The organism is Pseudomonas sp. C9-3 (assembly GCF_032392015.1).
Lineage (GTDB): Bacteria > Pseudomonadota > Gammaproteobacteria > Pseudomonadales > Pseudomonadaceae > Pseudomonas > Pseudomonas nitroreducens.
Window position 1 is genome coordinate 2,253,388 of the sequence record NZ_CP135919.1, and the last position, 16,943, is coordinate 2,270,330.

Here is a 16,943-nt window from a genome sequence, read left to right on the forward strand (position 1 = left end):
GGGCGGGCGTGATGCAGGGCGCCAGTGCGCATGTCGCGCGACGTCAATCGGCGGCGCATTCGATTGGGTGATGGCGACCCATAGACGCCAGGAGCGGCATTACCTGTAGGAGCGAGCTTGCTCGCGAACAAGGCCAGCCTGACGCGGACATTTCGGGGGAATGCGGTTCGCGAGCAAGCTCGCTCCTACAAGGGCCCCCGCGCCGGAGGTCAGGCGCTGCGCAGGGTCTTGCGGAAATCTGCCGGGGAGATGCCGCGTGACTGGCGGAAGGCATGGCTGAAGGCGCTGGCCTGGGAAAAACCGAGCATCAGGGCTATCTCCATGACGCTGGAGTCGGTACGCCGCAGGTAGTGGTCGGCCAGTTCCATGCGCATGGTTTCCAGCACCTGGGAGAAACTTTCGCCTTCGGCGGCCAGCTTGCGCTGCAGGGTGCGCGGTGACATGGCCAGTTCGCTGGCCAGCCCATCCAGGCTGACTTCGCCGCCGGGCATGTGCTCGATCAGCAGTGCCCGCAGCCGCCCGATCACCGAGAGCGGCGCGTAGGAGCGACCCAGCTGCAGGTCCGCCTCCAGTAGCAGGCTCTTGTGGGTGCGCGGGTCGGCGCCCTGGATTCGCGCGGCGAGCATCGCCTCGGGGAAAACCAGTGCGTTGCGCGGGGCGTTGAACTGGACGGGGCAGCCGAAGAACTCGTCGTAGAGTGCGGCGTCGCCCTGCGCGGCGTGAATCATCTGCACTTCCAGCAGCGGCGCGCTGCTGCCGATCAGCCAGCGGCCGAAAGCCGTCCAGCCCGCCAGCACGGCGTCCTGCTGGCAGGCGCAGTAGGGCTCCAGCTCGGTGATGCGCTGGTCTTCGAGCAGTACCCGGCCGTCCCCGATGACGATGTGCGTCTGGCTCGACGGGCTGTCGAAGACGATCTTGCCGAAGCGCCGGATCATGCTCATGGACTCGCCCAGCGTGGCGCTGGTCATCGACACCGCCCCCAGCACGCCGTAGCTGCCGGGGCGTACCGCCGCGCCCACCAGCAGGCCGAAGTGCGGCAGGCCGCTCATGCGTACCGCCAGCTCCAGCAGGGCCCGCAGCTGGTGCATGGGGATACGCAGGATCGGGTCGGCGAGGCGCTCGCGCTGCAGGCCGATTTCGTTCAGCAACAGTTCGCCGTCACAGCCGTATTGCTCGGCGGTGTTCAGCACGTGGTTGACGAAGGCGGCGCTGGCGGTGGCGGGGTGCATGGCGTGTGGGGCGATCCGGTGGTCCGGTTGGAGAGCGGGTGCAATCTAGCAAGTCGGGCGCCGCCGAGGCCAGCGGCGTCCGTCGGCACGTTCAGACGCGGCCGCTGACCGGAATCCCGGCGCCGGTGATGGCGGCGGCCGCATCACCGAGCAGGAAGAGAATCACCCCCGCCAGCTGTTCGGCCGTGACCCAGCGGCCGAAGTCCGCCTCCGGCATGGCCGCGCGGTTCTGCGGCGTGTCGATGATGCTCGGCAGCACCGCGTTGACCGTGACGCCCTGGTCCTTGAGCTCCTCGGCGAGGCTTTCGGTCAGGCGCAGCACGCCGGCCTTGGAGGCGGCGTAGGCGCCCATGCCGAAGCCGGCCCGGCTGGCTGCGCCGGCGCCCAGGTTGACGATGCGCCCGGTGGCGGACTGGCGAATCAGCGGCAGCAGCGCCTGGCAGGCGCACAGGGCCGTGCGCAGGTTGAGGGTGTAGAGGCGGTCCCAGCACTCGACCTCGCCTTCGGCCAGGGTCTGCCAGGCAAAGCCGCCGGCGACGTTCACCAGCGCGTCGAGCCGGCCGAAGCGTTCGTCGATCCGGCGCGCTGCGGCCTGGGCGTCGGCCAGCGAGGCGAGGTCGATACCGGTCAGCAGCAGGGCGCCCTCGGGCGTATGGAAGTCCGCGGGCGGCGCTTCGGCCCGGTCGATCAGAACAAGCAGTGCGCCGGCTTCGGCGGCCTGGATGGCCAGCGCCGCACCGAGGTTGCCGAAGGCTCCGGTGATGGCGATGACGTGTTGGGAAAGCGATGAAGGCATGATGAATGGCGCTCGGTGGTTGACGTTCTTGTGGGTATGCTGCGAACGCTAATCACCCTGCCGCCGCGCGGCATGTTCCTGCGCGCCAGATTGGATGCGGCAGCGCGTCATCTGCTTGCCGGGCATTGCAGGTTCAGGCCAGGTTGCGGAGGTAGTCCCAGGGATAGATCCCGCGGTCATGGCCGTCGTCGAACACCAATTGCACGCCGTAGCCCTGCAGGTTCAGCTGTTGCACGACTACGCCGGCCTTCACCAGCTCGATGCGACCTTGCAGCCGCGCTGCCCGGCATTGCGAACAGGGGCAGGCGCCGCGCAGGCGGGTGAAGGCAATGCACTGCTCGACGCCGTCGTCCCAGCGGATGCGCAGTTCGCCGTCTGTGCTGGAGCGATGCAGCGCGACCGGCGTGTTCATGTCGACTGGCCCAACTGATTCAGGGCGATGCGCACGGCCTTGCGGACTTCCGGATCGCCGTCCTGCTCGGCGTTGCGCAGTGCCTCGATGGCATCGCCGCTGCCCAGTTCGCCCAGGGCCAGCGCGGCTTCCTTGCGCAGGTTGCTGATGCCGTGCCCGAGCACGACCGTCAACCCCTCCAGCGCCGGCAGGTAGCGCAGCTTGCCCAGCGAACGGGCGGCGCGCAGGCGAACCTGCCAGAAGTCGTCTTCCAGCGCCTGCACCAGCGCTTCGCCGGCTTCGGGCAGGGCCAGTTTGCCGAGGGTACCGGCGGCTTCCTCGCGCACTTGCCAGGCCGGATCGGCCAGGGCGGCCTGCAAGGCCGGCAGCACGCTGGCGTCGATGGCCAGGCCCAGCGCGCCGGCGGCGGCGCGGCGGACTTCGGCGTCCGGATCATCGCGGGTCAGCCGAGCCAGGTGTGGCAGGGCGTCGGTGCGTTTGAGCCAACCGAGGATGCCCACGGCTTCGCGGCGCACGCCGGCATCGGTGTCCTGCAGCGCGGTGAGCGCCGGTTCGGCGGCGGCTTCCAGGCGCAGTTCGCGCAAGGCGCGCAGGGCGCTGCGGCGGACGAAGATATCGCTGTGCGCAGCCCAGGGCAGCAGGCGTACGCCGGCCTCGGCGGTCTTCAGCTCGCTGAGGCTCTGGGCGGCGGCTTCGCGCACGTCCTCGGCGTGGTCGGCAAGGGCCTGGCAGAGCGCGTCCACCACGTCGGGCTCTTCCCAGGCTTCCAGCAGGCGTGCGGCTTCGGCACGCACGCTGGCGGCGTCATCATGGGTCAGCGCGTGGGCGAGCCAGGGGAGGCCGTCAGGGTCTTCAAGGTCGGCCAGTTCGATCAGGGCGATGCGGCGCACGCCGGCGTCGGCGTCCTGCAGACGCGGTTGCAGGTCGAGGATGTCAGGATTATCGGTAGTCAGGCTGAAGTCGGTCATATGGCGAATCGCGGTATCCGTTGTGGAGTGGGCAGCCCCAGCGGCGTCAGGCGCGGCAGCTGGCGGCCGTCTTCGTGGCGCAGCAGTTCCAGGCAGTGGCGCTTGAGGCGGGAGAATTCCGGGCTGGTGAGCAGGTCGGTGTGGCGTGGGCGCGGGAAGTCGAGGCGAATGTCTTCGAGGATGCGCCCGGGGCGCGGGCTCATCACCAGGATGCGGTCGGCAAGGAACAGCGCCTCGTCGATGTCGTGGGTTATGAACAGCACGCTGGTGCGCAGGCGCGTCCAGATGTCCAGCAGCAGTTCCTGCATCATCATCCGCGTCTGCGCGTCGAGGGCGCCGAAGGGTTCGTCCATCAGCAGCAGGCGTGGCTGGTTGATCAGCACGCGGGCGATTTCCACGCGTTGCTGCATGCCGCCGGAGAGCTGCGACGGCCAGCGATTGGCGAAGCCGTTCAGACCGACCAACTGGAGCATCTCGTCGGCCTGACGATGGCGTTCTGCGCAGGGCACGCCGCGCATCTTCAGGCCGAAGGCGACGTTGTCGCGCACGCGCCGCCAGGGCAGCAGGGTGTGGTGCTGGAACACCATGCCGCGCTCGGGCGAGGGGCCGGCGACAGGACCACCGTCCACTTCCAGCTTGCCGGCACTGGGCGCCAGGTGGCCGGCAAGGGCACCGAGCAGGGTGGACTTGCCGCAGCCGGACGGGCCGAGCACGCAGACGAATTCGCCGGGCTCGATGGAGAAGCTCAGGGACTGCACGGCCTCGAAGGCGTCGCGGCCGCTGCCAAGGTGGATGGACAGGCCGTCGACGCGCACGCGCCCCGGTGCGCTGGCGGGCAGGCTCATGGCTTGCCTCCGGCCTGGCGCTGCCAGGGTGTGACGAGGCTGCCGAGCTGGCGCACCAGCAGGCTGCTGGCCATGCCGAGCACGCCGATCAGCAGCATGCCGACGACGATGTCGGGGTAGTTCTGCAAGGTGTAGGACTCCCAGGTGTAGTAGCCGATGCCCCATTGGCCGGAGATCATTTCGGCGGTCACCAGGCAGAACCACGAGGTGCCCATGCCGATGGCAAGACCGGTGACGATGCTCGGCGCGGCACCCGGCAGCACCACCTCGCGCAGCAGCGCCAGGCGCCCGGCCCCGAGGCTGCGGGCGGAGGCGAGCAGGCGCGGGTCCACCGCTTCCACGCCGTGGATGGTGTTGAGCAGGATGGGGAACAGCGCGCCGGTGAAGGTGATGAAAATCATCGACAGCTCGGAGCTGGGGAACATCAGGATCGCCAGCGGAATCCACGCCACCGCCGGGATCGGCCGCAGCACTTCCAGCGGCGGCAGCAGGCTGTCGCGGGCCCAGCGGCCACGGCCGATGAGCAACCCCAGGGCGATGCCGGCGAAGGCCGCCAGCAGGTAGCCGGCGAGTACCCGCAGCAGGCTGCTGCCGAGGTGGCGGCCGAGCTTGCTCGATTGCGCCAGGTTCCAGGCCGCTTCCAGCACATCATGCGGGCCGGGCACGTTGGCGAAGGTGACCACGCCGAGGTTCACGTGCCGTGCGCTGAGCACCTGCCACAGCGCCAGGCAGACCAGCAGCGAGGCCAGGCGCAGGCTCCAGCGGGTGAGGGTGGTGGTGTTCATCATCGTTCTCCGTCGAGCCCCGGTGCGCGCGGCACCGGGGCTGCACCTCAGCGGCTGGCGACCGCCTGCTGGCTGGCAGCGGCGAAGTCGGCGACTTCCCCGCCGTGCTGGCGGGCGAAGGCGTCGGCCTGTTCGCGCAGCAGGAAGGCGTCCAGCGCGCCGTCCTTGCCACGCACGAACCAGGCCTGGCTGGCCAGCAGCTTGATGCCGCTGTCGCTGGCCTGGGCGTAGACGGCGCGGATGTCCTTGCCCTGCTTCTTCAGCTCGGCGAGTTGCCCCAGCGCTTCACTGGCGGTCGCGTAGCTGCGCACCTTCGGTTCGCCGCGCACCCAGATCTGCGCGACCTTGCGCGTATCGCTGATCGGCTTGTTGGTCAGAATGTCGTTACCCAGCAGTGGCTGCTGCGCGTAGTTCTTCAGCGCGGCGTCGTAGTCGGCGTCGGAGGCCTTGAAGGCGGCGCGGATGTAGCGGTCGTCGACGAACTGCTCGACGTTCAGGCCGCGGTCGGCCTTCTTCAGCAGCTTCAGGGTGTCGATGGCGGTGGTGACGGCCTGGCGGTATTCGGGCTTCCAGGTCAGGTCGCGGGTCTGCAGGCCGAGCGGGCCGTGGAACAGGTAGTTCACTTCGGCGGGAATGCCGGCGACCTTCTCGATCAGCTCGCTGTATTTCTCCGGGTCTTTCGCCAGCAGTTGGTTGGCTTCGTAGGTGGCGCGCAGGTAGGCCTCGACGATTTCCGGGTACTGCTGCGCGTAGTCGGCTTCCACCAGCGCGCCGTGGAAGGTCGGTGCCTTGGCCTGGGAGCCGTCGTAGATCTTGCGGGCGATGCCACGGCTCTCGAACAACTCGGCGAAGGGCACGAAGTCGGCATGGGCGGCGATCTTGTTGGCCTGCAGCGCGGAGCCGGCGACTTCCGGCGGTTGCGCGATGATGGTGACGTCCTTCTCCGGGTCCCAGCCCTGCGCGGCGATGGCGCGCAGCAGCAGGCCGTGGGCGGTGGAGGCGAAGGGCACGGAGATGGTCTGGCCCTTGAGTTCGGCCAGCGACTGCACCTTGGACGAGGCGGGCACGACGATGCCGTTACCGCTGCCCTCGATGCTCCCCGAGAGCACGCTGATGAACAGGCTGCGCTTGCCGGCCGCCTCGTGGGCGACGCCGTTGAGCGAGCCGGGGAAGTCGGCCATGGCGCCGAAGTCGAGCTTGCCGGCGAGCATCTCGTTGGTCAGCGGCGCGCCGCTGGTGAAGTTCTTCCACTGCACGTCGTACTGCGCGTCCTTGTACTTGCCGTCGTGCGGCAGGTACTTGTCGAGCAGGCCGAGTTCGCGGATCAACAGGCCGCCGGCGGCGCAGTTGATGGTGGTGTCCTGGGTGCCGATGGCGACGCGGATGGTCTCGCCGTGGGCGGTGATACTGGCAATGGCGAGCGCGAGGCCGGCCAGGGTGGTGCGCAAGGTCATGGGTGTTCCCCTCGAATCATGAGTGTTGGAATCGTCTCCGCCGCAGGCCTTGCGGTGGGAAACGAGGGGCGGTGCATCAGGCGTCCGGCGGTGGGGCCGGATGGCGTTTCTTATGGCTTGTTCGGGCTTTTCGTAGGAGCGAGCTTGCTCGCGAACAGCCCTGCTGCAGGAGTTGGTTCGCGAGCAAGCTCGCTCCTACAGGGGAACTTCGTTGCGGGAGCTCAGCGCAGGAGGTACGGAATCTCCACGCGCACCGCACCGGTCGGGCAGTCCTTCTCGCAGGGCATGCAGTACCAGCATTCGTCGAAGGCCATGTAGGCCTTCTGGGTGGCGGGGTTGATCGCCAGCAGGTCCATCGGGCAGACCTCGACGCAGACGGTGCAGCCCTTGTCGGCGATGCACTTGTCCTCGTCCACCGTCACCGGGGCGCTGGAGCGGAAGAAGATTTCCTGGGGTTGGTAGGCCATTGCACGCGGTCCTCATCGTGTTGCTTGCCGGCCGTCGTGGCGGCGGGCTGATTCTGTTCGGTGGTTCCGGGGTGGTACTGGTGCTAGGGCCCATCCCTCACCCCAGCCCTCTCCCAGGGGGAGAGGGGGCCGTTCGGTGGGTCTGGAAAGCACCGAGTCAGCCGGCGAGCGCCGATTCATTCGCCGCTCAGGACAGTCGCCTCTCCATCAGGAGCGGGGCGCGTAGCCAGGGTTAGGGTGAGGGGCTCTTCAGGGCGCAAGAATTAAAGCCGCCTCGCTCTTTACCCGCAGTTTTTCGTAAGCCTGCTGCTCGTCTTCATCGAGCGCGATCACATAGGGCTCGATGGGCTTCTTGAAGCTGGTCATCTCGCCGTCGTCGCCCTTCTTCAGGTGCGCATGGCAGAACCAGTCGGCGTCGTTGCGCAGCGGGTAGTCGACGCGATGGTGGTACAGGCCCCAGCGGCTCTCGGTACGGAACAGCGAGGCGCGGGCGGCCATTTCGGCGCAGTCGCGGATCACGCTGACTTCCATGGCGCGCATCAGCTCGTGGGGGTTGTTGGCCTTGAGCTGGTCGAGGTCGCGGGTGATCTCGGCGAAGCGCTGCAGGCCGATCTCCATCTTCCTGGTCACCTTGGGCGGCTGCAGGTAGTCGTTGACCATGCGCCGCAGCTTGTACTCCACCTGTGCTGGCGGCAGGCCGTGCTCGCGTTTCAAAGGGGCGAAGACGCGTTCACGCTCACGCTCCACCTGGGCGCTATCGACCTCGCTGAACTCGCGGCCGGCCACGTATTGCGCGGCATTGGCCCCGGCGAACCAGCCGTAGGTGAAGGCACCAAGCATGTAGTTGTGCGGCACGGCAGCCATGTCGCCGGCCGAGTACAGGCCCTTGACGCTGGTCTCGGCCTTCTCGTTGACCCACACGCCCGAGGCCGAATGGCCGGAGCAGAAACCGATCTCGGAGATGTGCATCTCGACCATCTGCTGGCGGTAGTCGGTGCCGCGGTTGGCGTGGAACTGGCCGCGGCTGGGGCGTTCGTTGCTGTGGAGGATTTCCTCGATGGTCTGGATGGTTTCCTCGGCCAGGTGGTCGAGCTTGAGGAACACCGGGCCGTTGCCGCCTTCGAGTTCCTGGTGGAACTCCCACATCATCTGGCCGCTCCAGTAGTCGCACTCGATGAAGCGCTCGCCCTTGCTGTTGGCGGTGTAGCCGCCCAGCGGGCCGGTGACGTAGGCGCAGGCCGGGCCGTTGTAGTCCTTGATCAGCGGGTTGATCTGGAAGCACTCAAGGTTCGAGAGCTCCGCGCCCGCGTGGTAGGCCATGGCGTAGCCGTCGCCGGCATTGGTGGGGTTCTCGTAGGTGCCCATCAGGTAGCCGGACGAGGGCAGGCCCAGGCGGCCGGCGGCGCCGCAGGCGAGGACCACCGCCTTGGCGCGGATCACCTGGAACTGCGCGGTACGGCAGTCGAAGCCGAGCAGGCCGTTGACCGCGCCTTCTTCATCGGTGAGCAGGCGGGTCACCACCAAGCGGTTGGTGATCTCGATGCGCGCGCGCTTGAGCTGGCGGTACAGCACCTTCTTGATGTCGTGGCCCTCGGGCATGGGCAGCACGTAGGCGCCCATGTGGTGGACCTTCTTCACCGCGTAGTCGCCGACCTCGTCCTTCTCGAATTTCACGCCCCAGCGGTCCAGTTGCTGCAGGGTCTCGAAGCTGTGGGTGGCGTAGGCGTAGACCGCCGCCTGGTTGACGATGCCGTCGTTGGCGACGGTGATTTCCTTGGTGTACTGCTCGGGCGTGGCGTGGCCGGGAATGATGGCGTTGTTCAGCCCGTCCATGCCCATGCTGATGGCGCCGCTGCGCTTGACGTTGGCCTTGTCCACCAGCAGCACGCGCAGCTCGCGGTTGGCTTCCTTGGCCTTGATCGCCGCCATGGGGCCGGCGGTGCCGCCGCCGATCACCACGATGTCGTAGGCGAGTTCCTTGTCCTCGGGGATCTGGGAGAGATCGAACTGGGTCATTGGTGCTGTCCCTTGTGGCGGTCGATGCGCAGGCGGTACTGGAAGGCGTCGCCGCGGTAGTAGAGGTGTTCGTAGTCCAGCGGCGCGCCGTCGGCAGTGTGGGTCAGGCGTTCGATGCGCATCACCGGCGAACCTTCTTCCACCTCCAGCGCGCGGGCCAGTTCAGCATCGGCGAGGATGGCGTCGATGGCGAGATCGGCATGGCCCAGGGGCAGGGCGCAGTCGTTCTCCAGGATCAGGAAGATGTCGCGGCTGACCAGGTCGGCCTTTTCCAGCCGCTTGCCAACGGCCTCCGGCAGCCAGGTGATCTCCAGCGACACCAGCTCGCGGTTGACCAGGCGGGCACGCTTGATCTGCACCACGTTCTCGCCCTCGGCGACTTGCAGACGGGCGGCAACCTGGGCGTTGGCGGGCACGGTCTTGAAGCTGCGCAGGCGGTTGATCACTTCGTAGCCGCGCTGGGTCATGGATTCGCCCAGGCCCTGCAGGGTGCTGACGTTCTGGAAGGCCTTGGGCTTGGCGACGAAGGTGCCCTTGCCGTGAATCTTGAAGATCAGCCCTTCCTTCTGCAGGTCGCCCAGCGCCTGGCGCACGGTAATCCGGCTGACCTCGAAGGCCTTGCCCAGCTCGGCCTCGGACGGCATGCGGCTGAGCGGCGGATAGGTGCCGTCGAGGATGCGCGTGCGGAGGATTTCCTTCAGCTGGCTGTACAGGGGAACGGGGGAGAGGGGGAGTAGTTCGACCATAGTTCATAACTTGTTATGACGAGTTGCCGAAACTATAAAAGGAATAGCTGATTCAGGACAAGAAACGATTTCGCATAAGCATAGAAAGCGCCGTCAGCAGGGGTATCTCAGGTTTTTTGTAGGAGCGAGGGGGACGCCCAGTCCTTGCTCGCGAACCGCCTGATGCCAGAGCGCCCGGGTAATCCGTTCGCGAGCAAGCTCGCTCCTACAGGGTCAAAAGCCCTCGCGCGGAGATTTCCGCCCCATAGGGCGGACATCACCTCAGAACGGCCGGCTGCCAGACAGGCTGATGCGCTTCAAGCGCCGCTTCTCGCTGGCCGGGAAGGCGTTGCGCCCATGCAGCACGGCCTGGTTGTCCCACCAGACGATGTCGCCCACCGACCATTTGTGGCTGTAGATCAGCTCGGGCTTCTGCAGGTGTTCGCGCAGCCGCTCGATCAGTGCGGCCCCTTGCACAGGATCTGCACCGGGGATTTCCACCTCGGTGTGCACGGAGAGGAAGAGCACGCGCTTGCCGTTTTCCGGATGGGTGCGCACCAGTGGATGCTCGGTGCCCTGGATGGGCTCGATGTCCGGGGTGCGGTAGCGCACGAATGTGCCGTTGTAGCCACCGCTCTTCAGGCGGATGAACGGGTTGTAGTTGATCAGGCGCAATGGGTCGATCTCGGCGCGGGTCGCCTCATCCAGTGTCTCGTAGGCGCGGGCGAGGTTGGTGAACTGGGTTTCGCCACCGGTCCTGGGCACCTCCAGGGCATAGAGGAAGGAGCCGGAAGAGGGCACTGGCGTCCATTGATGGTCAACGTGGGCCGGCAGAGCGAAGTTGCCCAGTTCACCGTCCTCGGTGTTGGCCACCTTGACGATTTCGGGGGCCTTGCCGTCGGCGCCGGAGGACAGCACGGGCACATCTGCCGGCGGCTGGAACACCGCGCCGAACAGCGTGGCGAAGCGCAGGTACTGCTGGTCGTCCAGGTCCTGGTTCTTGAAGATCAGGATGTGGTGTTCGCGGTGGGCCTGCTTGATTGCCAGGATCTGTTCCGGGGTCAGCGGCTCGCGGGCGTCGAGGCCGTGAACTTCGGCGCCCAGCGGGGCGTCGAGGGGGACGATGGCGAAGGGTTCGGGGGTGGGTTGTTGTACGGCGTTGGATTGGGTCATCTCGAGAATCCTGCGTTTGGGGCTTCCCTCACCCCAACCCTCTCCCGGAGGGAGAGGGGGCAGTCCGATGCAGCGGGTCATCCCGTTGCGCCGATCTACTCCCTCTCCCCCTGGGAGAGGGCGGGGGTGAGGGGCTTTGGGGAAAGGCTCAAACCTTCTTGATCGTCCGGCTGCGCTGCCCGTCGATACCCACCGGCACTTCGCCGCTGAGCGTCACGCGGCGCACGATGCGCGGCTGGGTGCCGTAGTCGTCGACGGCGTAGTGCTGGGTCGCGCGGTTGTCCCAGATGGCCACGTCGCCCGGCTGCCAGCGCCAGCGCACGGTGTTTTCCAGGCGGGTGACGTGGCTCTGCAGCACGGCGAACAGGTGCGCCGAGTCGTGCTGCGAGAGGCCCTTCAGGCGCTTGACGAAGTGTCCGAGCAGCAGCGTCTTCTCGCCGCTGATGGGATGCACGCGCACCACCGGGTGCTCGGTCTCGTAGACGGTGGAGGTGAACACCTTGCGGTATTCCTCCAGGCGCGCCGGGTCGACGTTCGGGCGCACGCTGGCATAGTCGTATTCGTTGCTGTGCACGGCCCAGAGCGACTCGGCCAGTGCCTTCAGCTCCGGCGTCAGGTCGTCGTAGGCGGTGGCGGTATTGGCCCAGACGGTATCGCCGCCAGACTCCGGTGCTACCACGTTGCGCAGGATCGAGGCCTTGGGATAGGCGTCGACGAAGGTCACGTCGGTGTGCCAGGAGTTGGCGCGGCGGCCCTGGGCGCCGTCCAGTTCCAGCAGGTAATGGGTGCCTTCCTGCACCGGCACGGTGGGGTGCGCCACCGGCTCGCCGAGCAGCTTGGCGAAGGCTTCCTGGTCCTGGTCGTCGAGCTGGGTCTGGCCACGGAAGAAGATCACTTTGTGCTGCACCAGCGCAGCCTGGATGGCCTCGATGGTGGCGGCGTCGAGATCGCCGGAAAGCGTCACGCCGCGAATTTCCGCGCCGATGCGGCCGGCTACCGGGTGGATGTCCAGGTGTACCAGGTCTTGCTGAATGGCTTGTGCTGCAGTGCTCATCTCATCGTCCTCTTGCTGTGGCAATAGCGCCGCGCCCGGGAGCGCGGCGGATGGGGATCAGAAGTCGTAACGGACCGACGCGCCCAGGGTTCGCGGCTGCCCCACCGAGGCGGTGTAGGAGCCGTTGATGCTGGCGAAGGCGGCCAGGTAGTAGTCCTTGTCGAAGGCGTTCTTCAGCCAGACCGAGGCGTCCAGCTGGCCGTCGCCGAGGTCCTTGCGCAGGCCGACGGAGAAGTTCGCCAGGCCGTAGCCGTCGATCTTCGAGAGGTCGGAGTTGTCCAGCGTGCCCTCGGCCTCGGAGCGGTAGGAGTAGCTGCCGGTCACGTAGGGGCGGATGCCGTCGTCGAGGTTCCAGGCGTATTCGCCATTGAGGTTGGCGATCCATTTCGAGGCGCCGACCACGCGTTGCCCGGTGAGGTCGCAAGTGGCGGGCGCGCCGGGCTGGGTAGAGATTTCCGCCGGGCATGGGGCGTCCTTGAACGACAGGTAGGTGACGTCGTTGTAGGAGCCGTTGAAGTTCAGCGTCAGGCCGCGAATGGGCAGCGCGGTGGCCTCGAACTCCAGGCCGCGCGAGCGCACGCTGCCGGCGTTGGAGAGCACCGAGACCAGCTGGGTCGAACCCGGCGGCTGGTACAGCGTGGTTGCCTGGTAGCCGTGGATGCCGGTCCAGAAGAGGTTGGTGTTGAGTTGCAGGCGGTTGTCGAACAGGGTGGTCTTGATCCCCAGTTCGGCGTCGTTGGCGCGCTCCGGGCCGACCAGCAGGGAGTCGGCGCCGGCCGTTGGCGCACTGGCCACGGCCAGGTTCACGCCGCCGGACTTCTCGCCGTGGGACAGCGAGGCATAACCGAGCAGGTCATCGGTGAACTGGTAGCTCAGGCTCAGCAGGGCCGAGGGCGCGAAGCTGTAGAGGCTGAGGTCGCCCGAGTCGTAGGCGCCCAGCTGGTTGTTGCGGACCACTGCGCCGACGCCACTGACCGGCGCACCGCCGATCGGAGCGAAGCGCTCGACCTTGGCGTCCTTCTCCTCGTAGGTGCCGCGCAGGCCGGCGGTGAAGTCCAGCTTGTCGGTGAGGTGCCAGGTGCCCTGGGCGAACAGCGCGAAGCTGTCGGTTTCGATCTTGCCGTTGGCCTTGGAGTAGGTGTTGTTCAGGGCGTTGAGGTTCGCCCCCAGCAGGTACGGGTCGGCCAGCGGGCCGTAGTCGGTGAAGGTCTTGTTGCCCAGGTTCTGGTTGAACGCATAGGCGCCCAGCACGTAGTCGAAGAAGCCGCCGGTGGGCGAGGCCAGGCGGATTTCCTGGGAGAACTGGCGGTCGTGGACTTCCACTCCGGTGTTGTTGATCGCCGAGACGTTGAGTTGCTCGTCGTTGGCCGGGGTGAAGTGCCAGTAGCGATAGGCGCTGATGGAGGTCAGCTTGTAGCCGCCGTTGAGGTTCCAGTTGGCCTCCACCGAGCTGCCGCCCTGGTGCACGCTGACGTGCTGGCGGCTGTTGATGTTGACCTTGTGCCGGTCCGGATCGCGGATCGGCGAAGCGCCTACTGCGGCGGCGCGCTGCCAGAAGCGGTCGGCGGCGCCATAGACCACCATGCTGCCGTTGCTCGAATCCTCCTCGTTGTAGTCGTTGATCCAGCGCAGGTCGAAGTCCTCGTTGGGTTTGAACAGCAATTGCCCGCGGATGCCCTGGCGCTCGCCGCCGTTCAGGTAGTTGTCGTCATGGACGTTCTTGATGTAGCCGTCGTCGCGGGTGCGGTAGGCGGACACGCGCCCGGCCAGGGTGTCGGTCAGCGCGCCGGAGACGGTGCCCTTGCCCTGGAAGTAGCCGTCCTGGCCACCGGAGACCTCGACGCTGCGCTCGGGGCTGAAGGTCGGTGCGCGGGTGCTGATGTTCAGCACGCCGGCCGTGGTGTTCTTGCCGAACAGCGTGCCTTGCGGGCCGCGCAGCAGTTCCAGCTGCTCGATGTCCAGCAGGTCGAACACTGCCATGCCTGGGCGGCCCAGGTAGACGTTGTCCAGGTAGACCCCGGCGCTGCCTTCCAGGCCGTCGCTGGCCGGGTTGTTGCCGATGCCGCGCACGGCGATGCTCGACTGCCGCGCGTGGATGAAGGCGACGTTCACGCTGGGCAGGATCTGCTGCAGGTCCTGCACCTTGTAGACGCGCTGGGTTTCCAGAGTTTCGCCGCCGACCACGGTGATCGGCGTGGGTACCTTTTGCGAATCCTCCTCGCGGCGGCGGGCGGTGACGGTGACCTTGCCCAGGGTGGCATCGGCCTTGGCCGGCGCGGCGCTTACGGCCTTATCGGTCTGAGCGGCAGTCGTGCTGTCCTCGCTTTCCTCGGCGAGCACCGGCAGGGCGCCGCCCAGTGCCAACAGCAGGACCACTGCGTAGTCCGGAGCGCGCAGCCGGCGCGGGGCGAAGGGGAAGGGCGAATGTCTCGAAATCATGCTGTGTCCTTGTCTGTCCGCGCCGATCGCGGGCAAAAGGGGGCCGCGCCACACGAAAGTGGCGAGCGACGTTTTCTCTATGGGGTCTGCGGCGTTTGCTGTCAGCGACAGCGCGGCTGACACATTCGCGAGGAAAGGAGGGACAAGGCTGGCATCGGGCGACTCCTGGTCTGAGCTATATTCTTAGTTCATAAAAGAATAGATGTTTGTTTTATTCTTCATTGACGGAATAAGAGCTTGCATTTAAAACCAGCGCATAACGAGCGGCAAATGCCTTTGCCCACTATTTTCAATGCCGGAAATGCATCATGGATCTGCGCCAACTCCGCTACTTCATCGCCCTCAACGAACACCGCAGCTTCGTTCGCGCGGCCGACGCCATGGGCATTACCCAGCCGGCGTTCAGCCGCAGCATCCAGGGCCTGGAGCAGGAGCTGGGCTGCCGCCTGGTGGACCGAGGCAGCAAGGACCTGCGGCCGACTCCCGAGGGCCAGGTGGTGCTGCAGCACGCGCTGAGCCTGGTGCAGGGCGCGAACAACCTGAGCCATGCGGTCGCGAGACTGAACAAGCTGGATTCGGGTGAGTTGCGCTTCGGCAGCGGGCCGGCCCCGGCGCAGAAGCTGGTGTCCGACGCGGTGTCGCGCTTCGTCCAGCGCTACCCGCGCATCCACATCCAGTTCGGCGTGGACAACTGGGAGCGCCTGGCGCGCAGCCTGAGCCGCGAGGAGATCGAATTCTTCGTCGCCGACATCCGCCATTTCGAAGCCGACCCGAACTTCCAGACCCGCGCGTTGAAGCCGCGCAGCGGCCTGTTCTTCTGCCGCCAGGGGCATCCGCTACTGGCCAAGGAGAGCCTCTCCACCAACGACATGTTCGCCTACCCGCTGGCCGCCACGCTGATCCCCCCCAGCGCGCGGAAGATGCTCGCCAACCTCAGCGGCAAGATCGACATCACCACCAATGTGCAGTGCGAGGACATGGCCTCGCTGGTGCGCATCGTCAGCCAGACCGACGCCATCGGCATCGCCGTGGAGGAGGCGCTGAGCGAGCCCATGGCGCGCGGCGAACTGGTGCGCCTGCACTTCCGCAACCTGCCCAACAACGTCGACATCCTCCAGGCCCGTTGCGGCATCGTCACCCGCAGCGGCGACCGCCTCTCGGCAGCGGCGCGGGCAATGATCGAATTGCTGGTGGACCTCGACGCTGGGGTGGAGAGCGCGGTGGCGTGATGCGGGTTGCATGGGAGCAAAGCGAACCGGTAGGGCCAGCAGCTAAGATAGGCTGACCGCGCTGTCCATGGCTGCCTGCAATGAACTTCTCCTTCCGTCCCGCCCGGATCACCGATGTCCCCTACGTCCAGCGCGGCGAAGAGGCCTATATCCGTCAGTGGGAGCCTGCCCATGAGGCGCGCTGGCGGGAAGGCTTCGACCGGCATCTGGCGCGCTGGCTCGATCACTTCGAGCGTCTGACCATTGCCGAGCACGCCGGCGAAAGCGTGGGCTATAGCTTTTGGATGCCGGAAGATGGCAGCGCGGAACTGTGCACCCTGGGCGTCAGCACGGCGTGGCGGGGCAGGGGCGTCGGTACAGCGTTGTTGCAGCGCTACATCGAGGACGCCCGGCAGGAAGGCTACACGCGACTCAAGCTCAGTGTGCGCCCCGACAACCCGGCGCGGCGCCTGTATGAGCGCGCCGGGTTCCAGCCACGGGGCAGCGACGCCCTGGGCTATCGGCAGTACGAATTGCTGATCGACTGAGGCGTCAGACCCACTCGGTGCTGCGCTTGCGCCGCACGCGCAGCATGGTCGGCAGGATCAGCCCGGCGAGCAGGCCGGCGCCGGCGATGCTGCCGCCGTAGGCCATGTAGCGCATCAGCACCTGCTTGTTCTCGTCGCCCAGTTGCGCCTGGGCATCGCGCAGTTGCGAGCGGGCTTCGTTCAGCTCGCTATCCAGCGCGGTGCGCGCGGCCTGAAGTTCGTCGATGAGCTTCTTGCGCGCATCCAGGGTTTCCTGCATGCCCTGGACACGGTTCTTCCAGCTGTCGTCGATGGTCTGCAATTGCGTGGTCAGCTCGGTGACCTTCTGCTCCAGCGCCGGCAGACGTTCGGCCTGGCCGGGTTTTTCCTGCAGGTCCTTGCTGGCGATCCACACGCTGTTGCCGCTGTCGCTGCGTACCTGGCTGTAGTCGCCGGAAGTGCTGAGCAACTGGACCTGCTGCCCGGACGTGAGGGTGCCAACGATGCGGTAACCATCGGTGGGGCCGCTGCGCACATAGGTGCTCAGGCTGTCGTTCACCCAGCGCGCGTTGCTGGCGGGCTCCTCGGCCTGGGCCGGGGCGCCGGCTGCCAGCAGGCCGGCAAACAGGCAGGCGCCGAGGGCGCGGGTCTGGAGGGGAGAAACTCGTGCAGGGAAACGACGCGATAGGGACATGGGCAATCTTCACATGACTTGAAACGAAACCCGCCTTGCGGGAGTGAAAACGCCGGCCGGGCGTTTTATTTGAAACGAAGGGTTCAGAACTAGCCGGGTGGCCAATGGCCAGGGGCTCCACCCGGTGGGCCGACAGCACACAGACAGTCGT

General features: G+C 66.8%; 15 protein-coding genes and 1 pseudogene. 2 read left to right on the plus strand and 14 right to left on the minus strand.

The window, feature by feature from the left end; translation table 11 throughout:
- Positions 1–209: 209 nt before the first annotated feature.
- From RS899_RS10170 to RS899_RS10230, 13 genes and pseudogenes are all read right to left on the minus strand, one after another.
- Positions 210–1,229: an AraC family transcriptional regulator gene (locus RS899_RS10170; RefSeq protein WP_054909281.1), complete on the minus strand. Its 1,020-nt coding sequence runs from the start codon at positions 1,227–1,229 to the stop codon at positions 210–212.
- Between the two features lie 91 nt (positions 1,230–1,320).
- A complete protein-coding gene (locus RS899_RS10175; protein WP_315809812.1) occupies positions 1,321–2,025 on the minus strand; it encodes an SDR family NAD(P)-dependent oxidoreductase in 705 nt (234 codons plus the stop codon).
- 133 nt (positions 2,026–2,158) lie between these two features.
- Positions 2,159–2,437: a DUF971 domain-containing protein gene (locus RS899_RS10180; protein ID WP_315809813.1), complete on the minus strand. Its 279-nt coding sequence runs from the start codon at positions 2,435–2,437 to the stop codon at positions 2,159–2,161.
- On the minus strand, positions 2,434–3,405 hold the full coding sequence (locus RS899_RS10185) for a HEAT repeat domain-containing protein (RefSeq protein WP_315809814.1): 972 nt from the start codon (positions 3,403–3,405) through the stop codon (positions 2,434–2,436). The genes RS899_RS10180 and RS899_RS10185 overlap by 4 nt, the downstream gene beginning before the upstream one ends.
- Positions 3,402–4,250: an ABC transporter ATP-binding protein gene (locus tag RS899_RS10190; RefSeq protein WP_315809815.1), complete on the minus strand. Its 849-nt coding sequence runs from the start codon at positions 4,248–4,250 to the stop codon at positions 3,402–3,404. The genes RS899_RS10185 and RS899_RS10190 overlap by 4 nt, the downstream gene beginning before the upstream one ends.
- Positions 4,247–5,035 (minus strand): ABC transporter permease, encoded by a 789-nt coding sequence (locus tag RS899_RS10195; protein ID WP_315810421.1) that lies wholly within the window; start codon positions 5,033–5,035, stop codon positions 4,247–4,249. The genes RS899_RS10190 and RS899_RS10195 overlap by 4 nt, the downstream gene beginning before the upstream one ends.
- Positions 5,036–5,082: 47 nt before the next feature.
- Positions 5,083–6,489: an ABC transporter substrate-binding protein gene (locus tag RS899_RS10200; protein WP_315809816.1), complete on the minus strand. Its 1,407-nt coding sequence runs from the start codon at positions 6,487–6,489 to the stop codon at positions 5,083–5,085.
- Positions 6,490–6,710: 221 nt separating this feature from the next.
- Positions 6,711–6,956 (minus strand): 4Fe-4S dicluster domain-containing protein, encoded by a 246-nt coding sequence (locus RS899_RS10205; protein WP_024767017.1) that lies wholly within the window; start codon positions 6,954–6,956, stop codon positions 6,711–6,713.
- Between the two features lie 249 nt (positions 6,957–7,205).
- Positions 7,206–8,972, minus strand: a complete 1,767-nt coding sequence (locus RS899_RS10210; protein WP_315809817.1) for a fumarate reductase/succinate dehydrogenase flavoprotein subunit — start codon at positions 8,970–8,972, stop codon at positions 7,206–7,208.
- Positions 8,969–9,718 carry a GntR family transcriptional regulator gene (locus RS899_RS10215; RefSeq protein ID WP_054909274.1) on the minus strand — a complete coding sequence of 250 codons (750 nt, stop codon included), beginning with the start codon at positions 9,716–9,718 and terminating at the stop codon, positions 8,969–8,971. Before RS899_RS10215 ends, RS899_RS10210 begins: the two co-directional genes overlap by 4 nt.
- 261 nt (positions 9,719–9,979) lie before the next feature.
- A complete protein-coding gene (locus RS899_RS10220; RefSeq protein WP_315809818.1) occupies positions 9,980–10,870 on the minus strand; it encodes a TauD/TfdA family dioxygenase in 891 nt (296 codons plus the stop codon).
- A 148-nt stretch (positions 10,871–11,018) separates the two neighbouring features.
- The gene (locus tag RS899_RS10225; protein ID WP_315809819.1) at positions 11,019–11,924 is read right to left on the minus strand and encodes a TauD/TfdA family dioxygenase; all 906 of its coding nucleotides are present in this window, start codon (positions 11,922–11,924) and stop codon (positions 11,019–11,021) included.
- A 57-nt stretch (positions 11,925–11,981) separates the two neighbouring features.
- Positions 11,982–14,349 (minus strand): annotated as a pseudogene (locus tag RS899_RS10230) (TonB-dependent receptor); the annotation flags it as partial.
- Positions 14,350–14,671: 322 nt separating this feature from the next.
- Here RS899_RS10230 and RS899_RS10235 point away from each other — a divergent pair.
- Positions 14,672–15,592, plus strand: coding sequence for a LysR family transcriptional regulator (locus tag RS899_RS10235; RefSeq protein WP_037010248.1), 921 nt, complete (start codon positions 14,672–14,674; stop codon positions 15,590–15,592).
- A gap of 80 nt (positions 15,593–15,672) precedes the next feature.
- Positions 15,673–16,119 (plus strand): GNAT family N-acetyltransferase, encoded by a 447-nt coding sequence (locus RS899_RS10240; protein ID WP_315809821.1) that lies wholly within the window; start codon positions 15,673–15,675, stop codon positions 16,117–16,119.
- A 4-nt stretch (positions 16,120–16,123) separates the two neighbouring features.
- Here the strand turns inward: RS899_RS10240 and RS899_RS10245 are convergent, their stop codons facing one another.
- Complete coding sequence (locus RS899_RS10245) at positions 16,124–16,792, minus strand: TIGR04211 family SH3 domain-containing protein (protein WP_315809822.1); 669 nt, start codon at positions 16,790–16,792, stop codon at positions 16,124–16,126.
- Between the last annotated feature and the right edge of the window lie 151 nt (positions 16,793–16,943).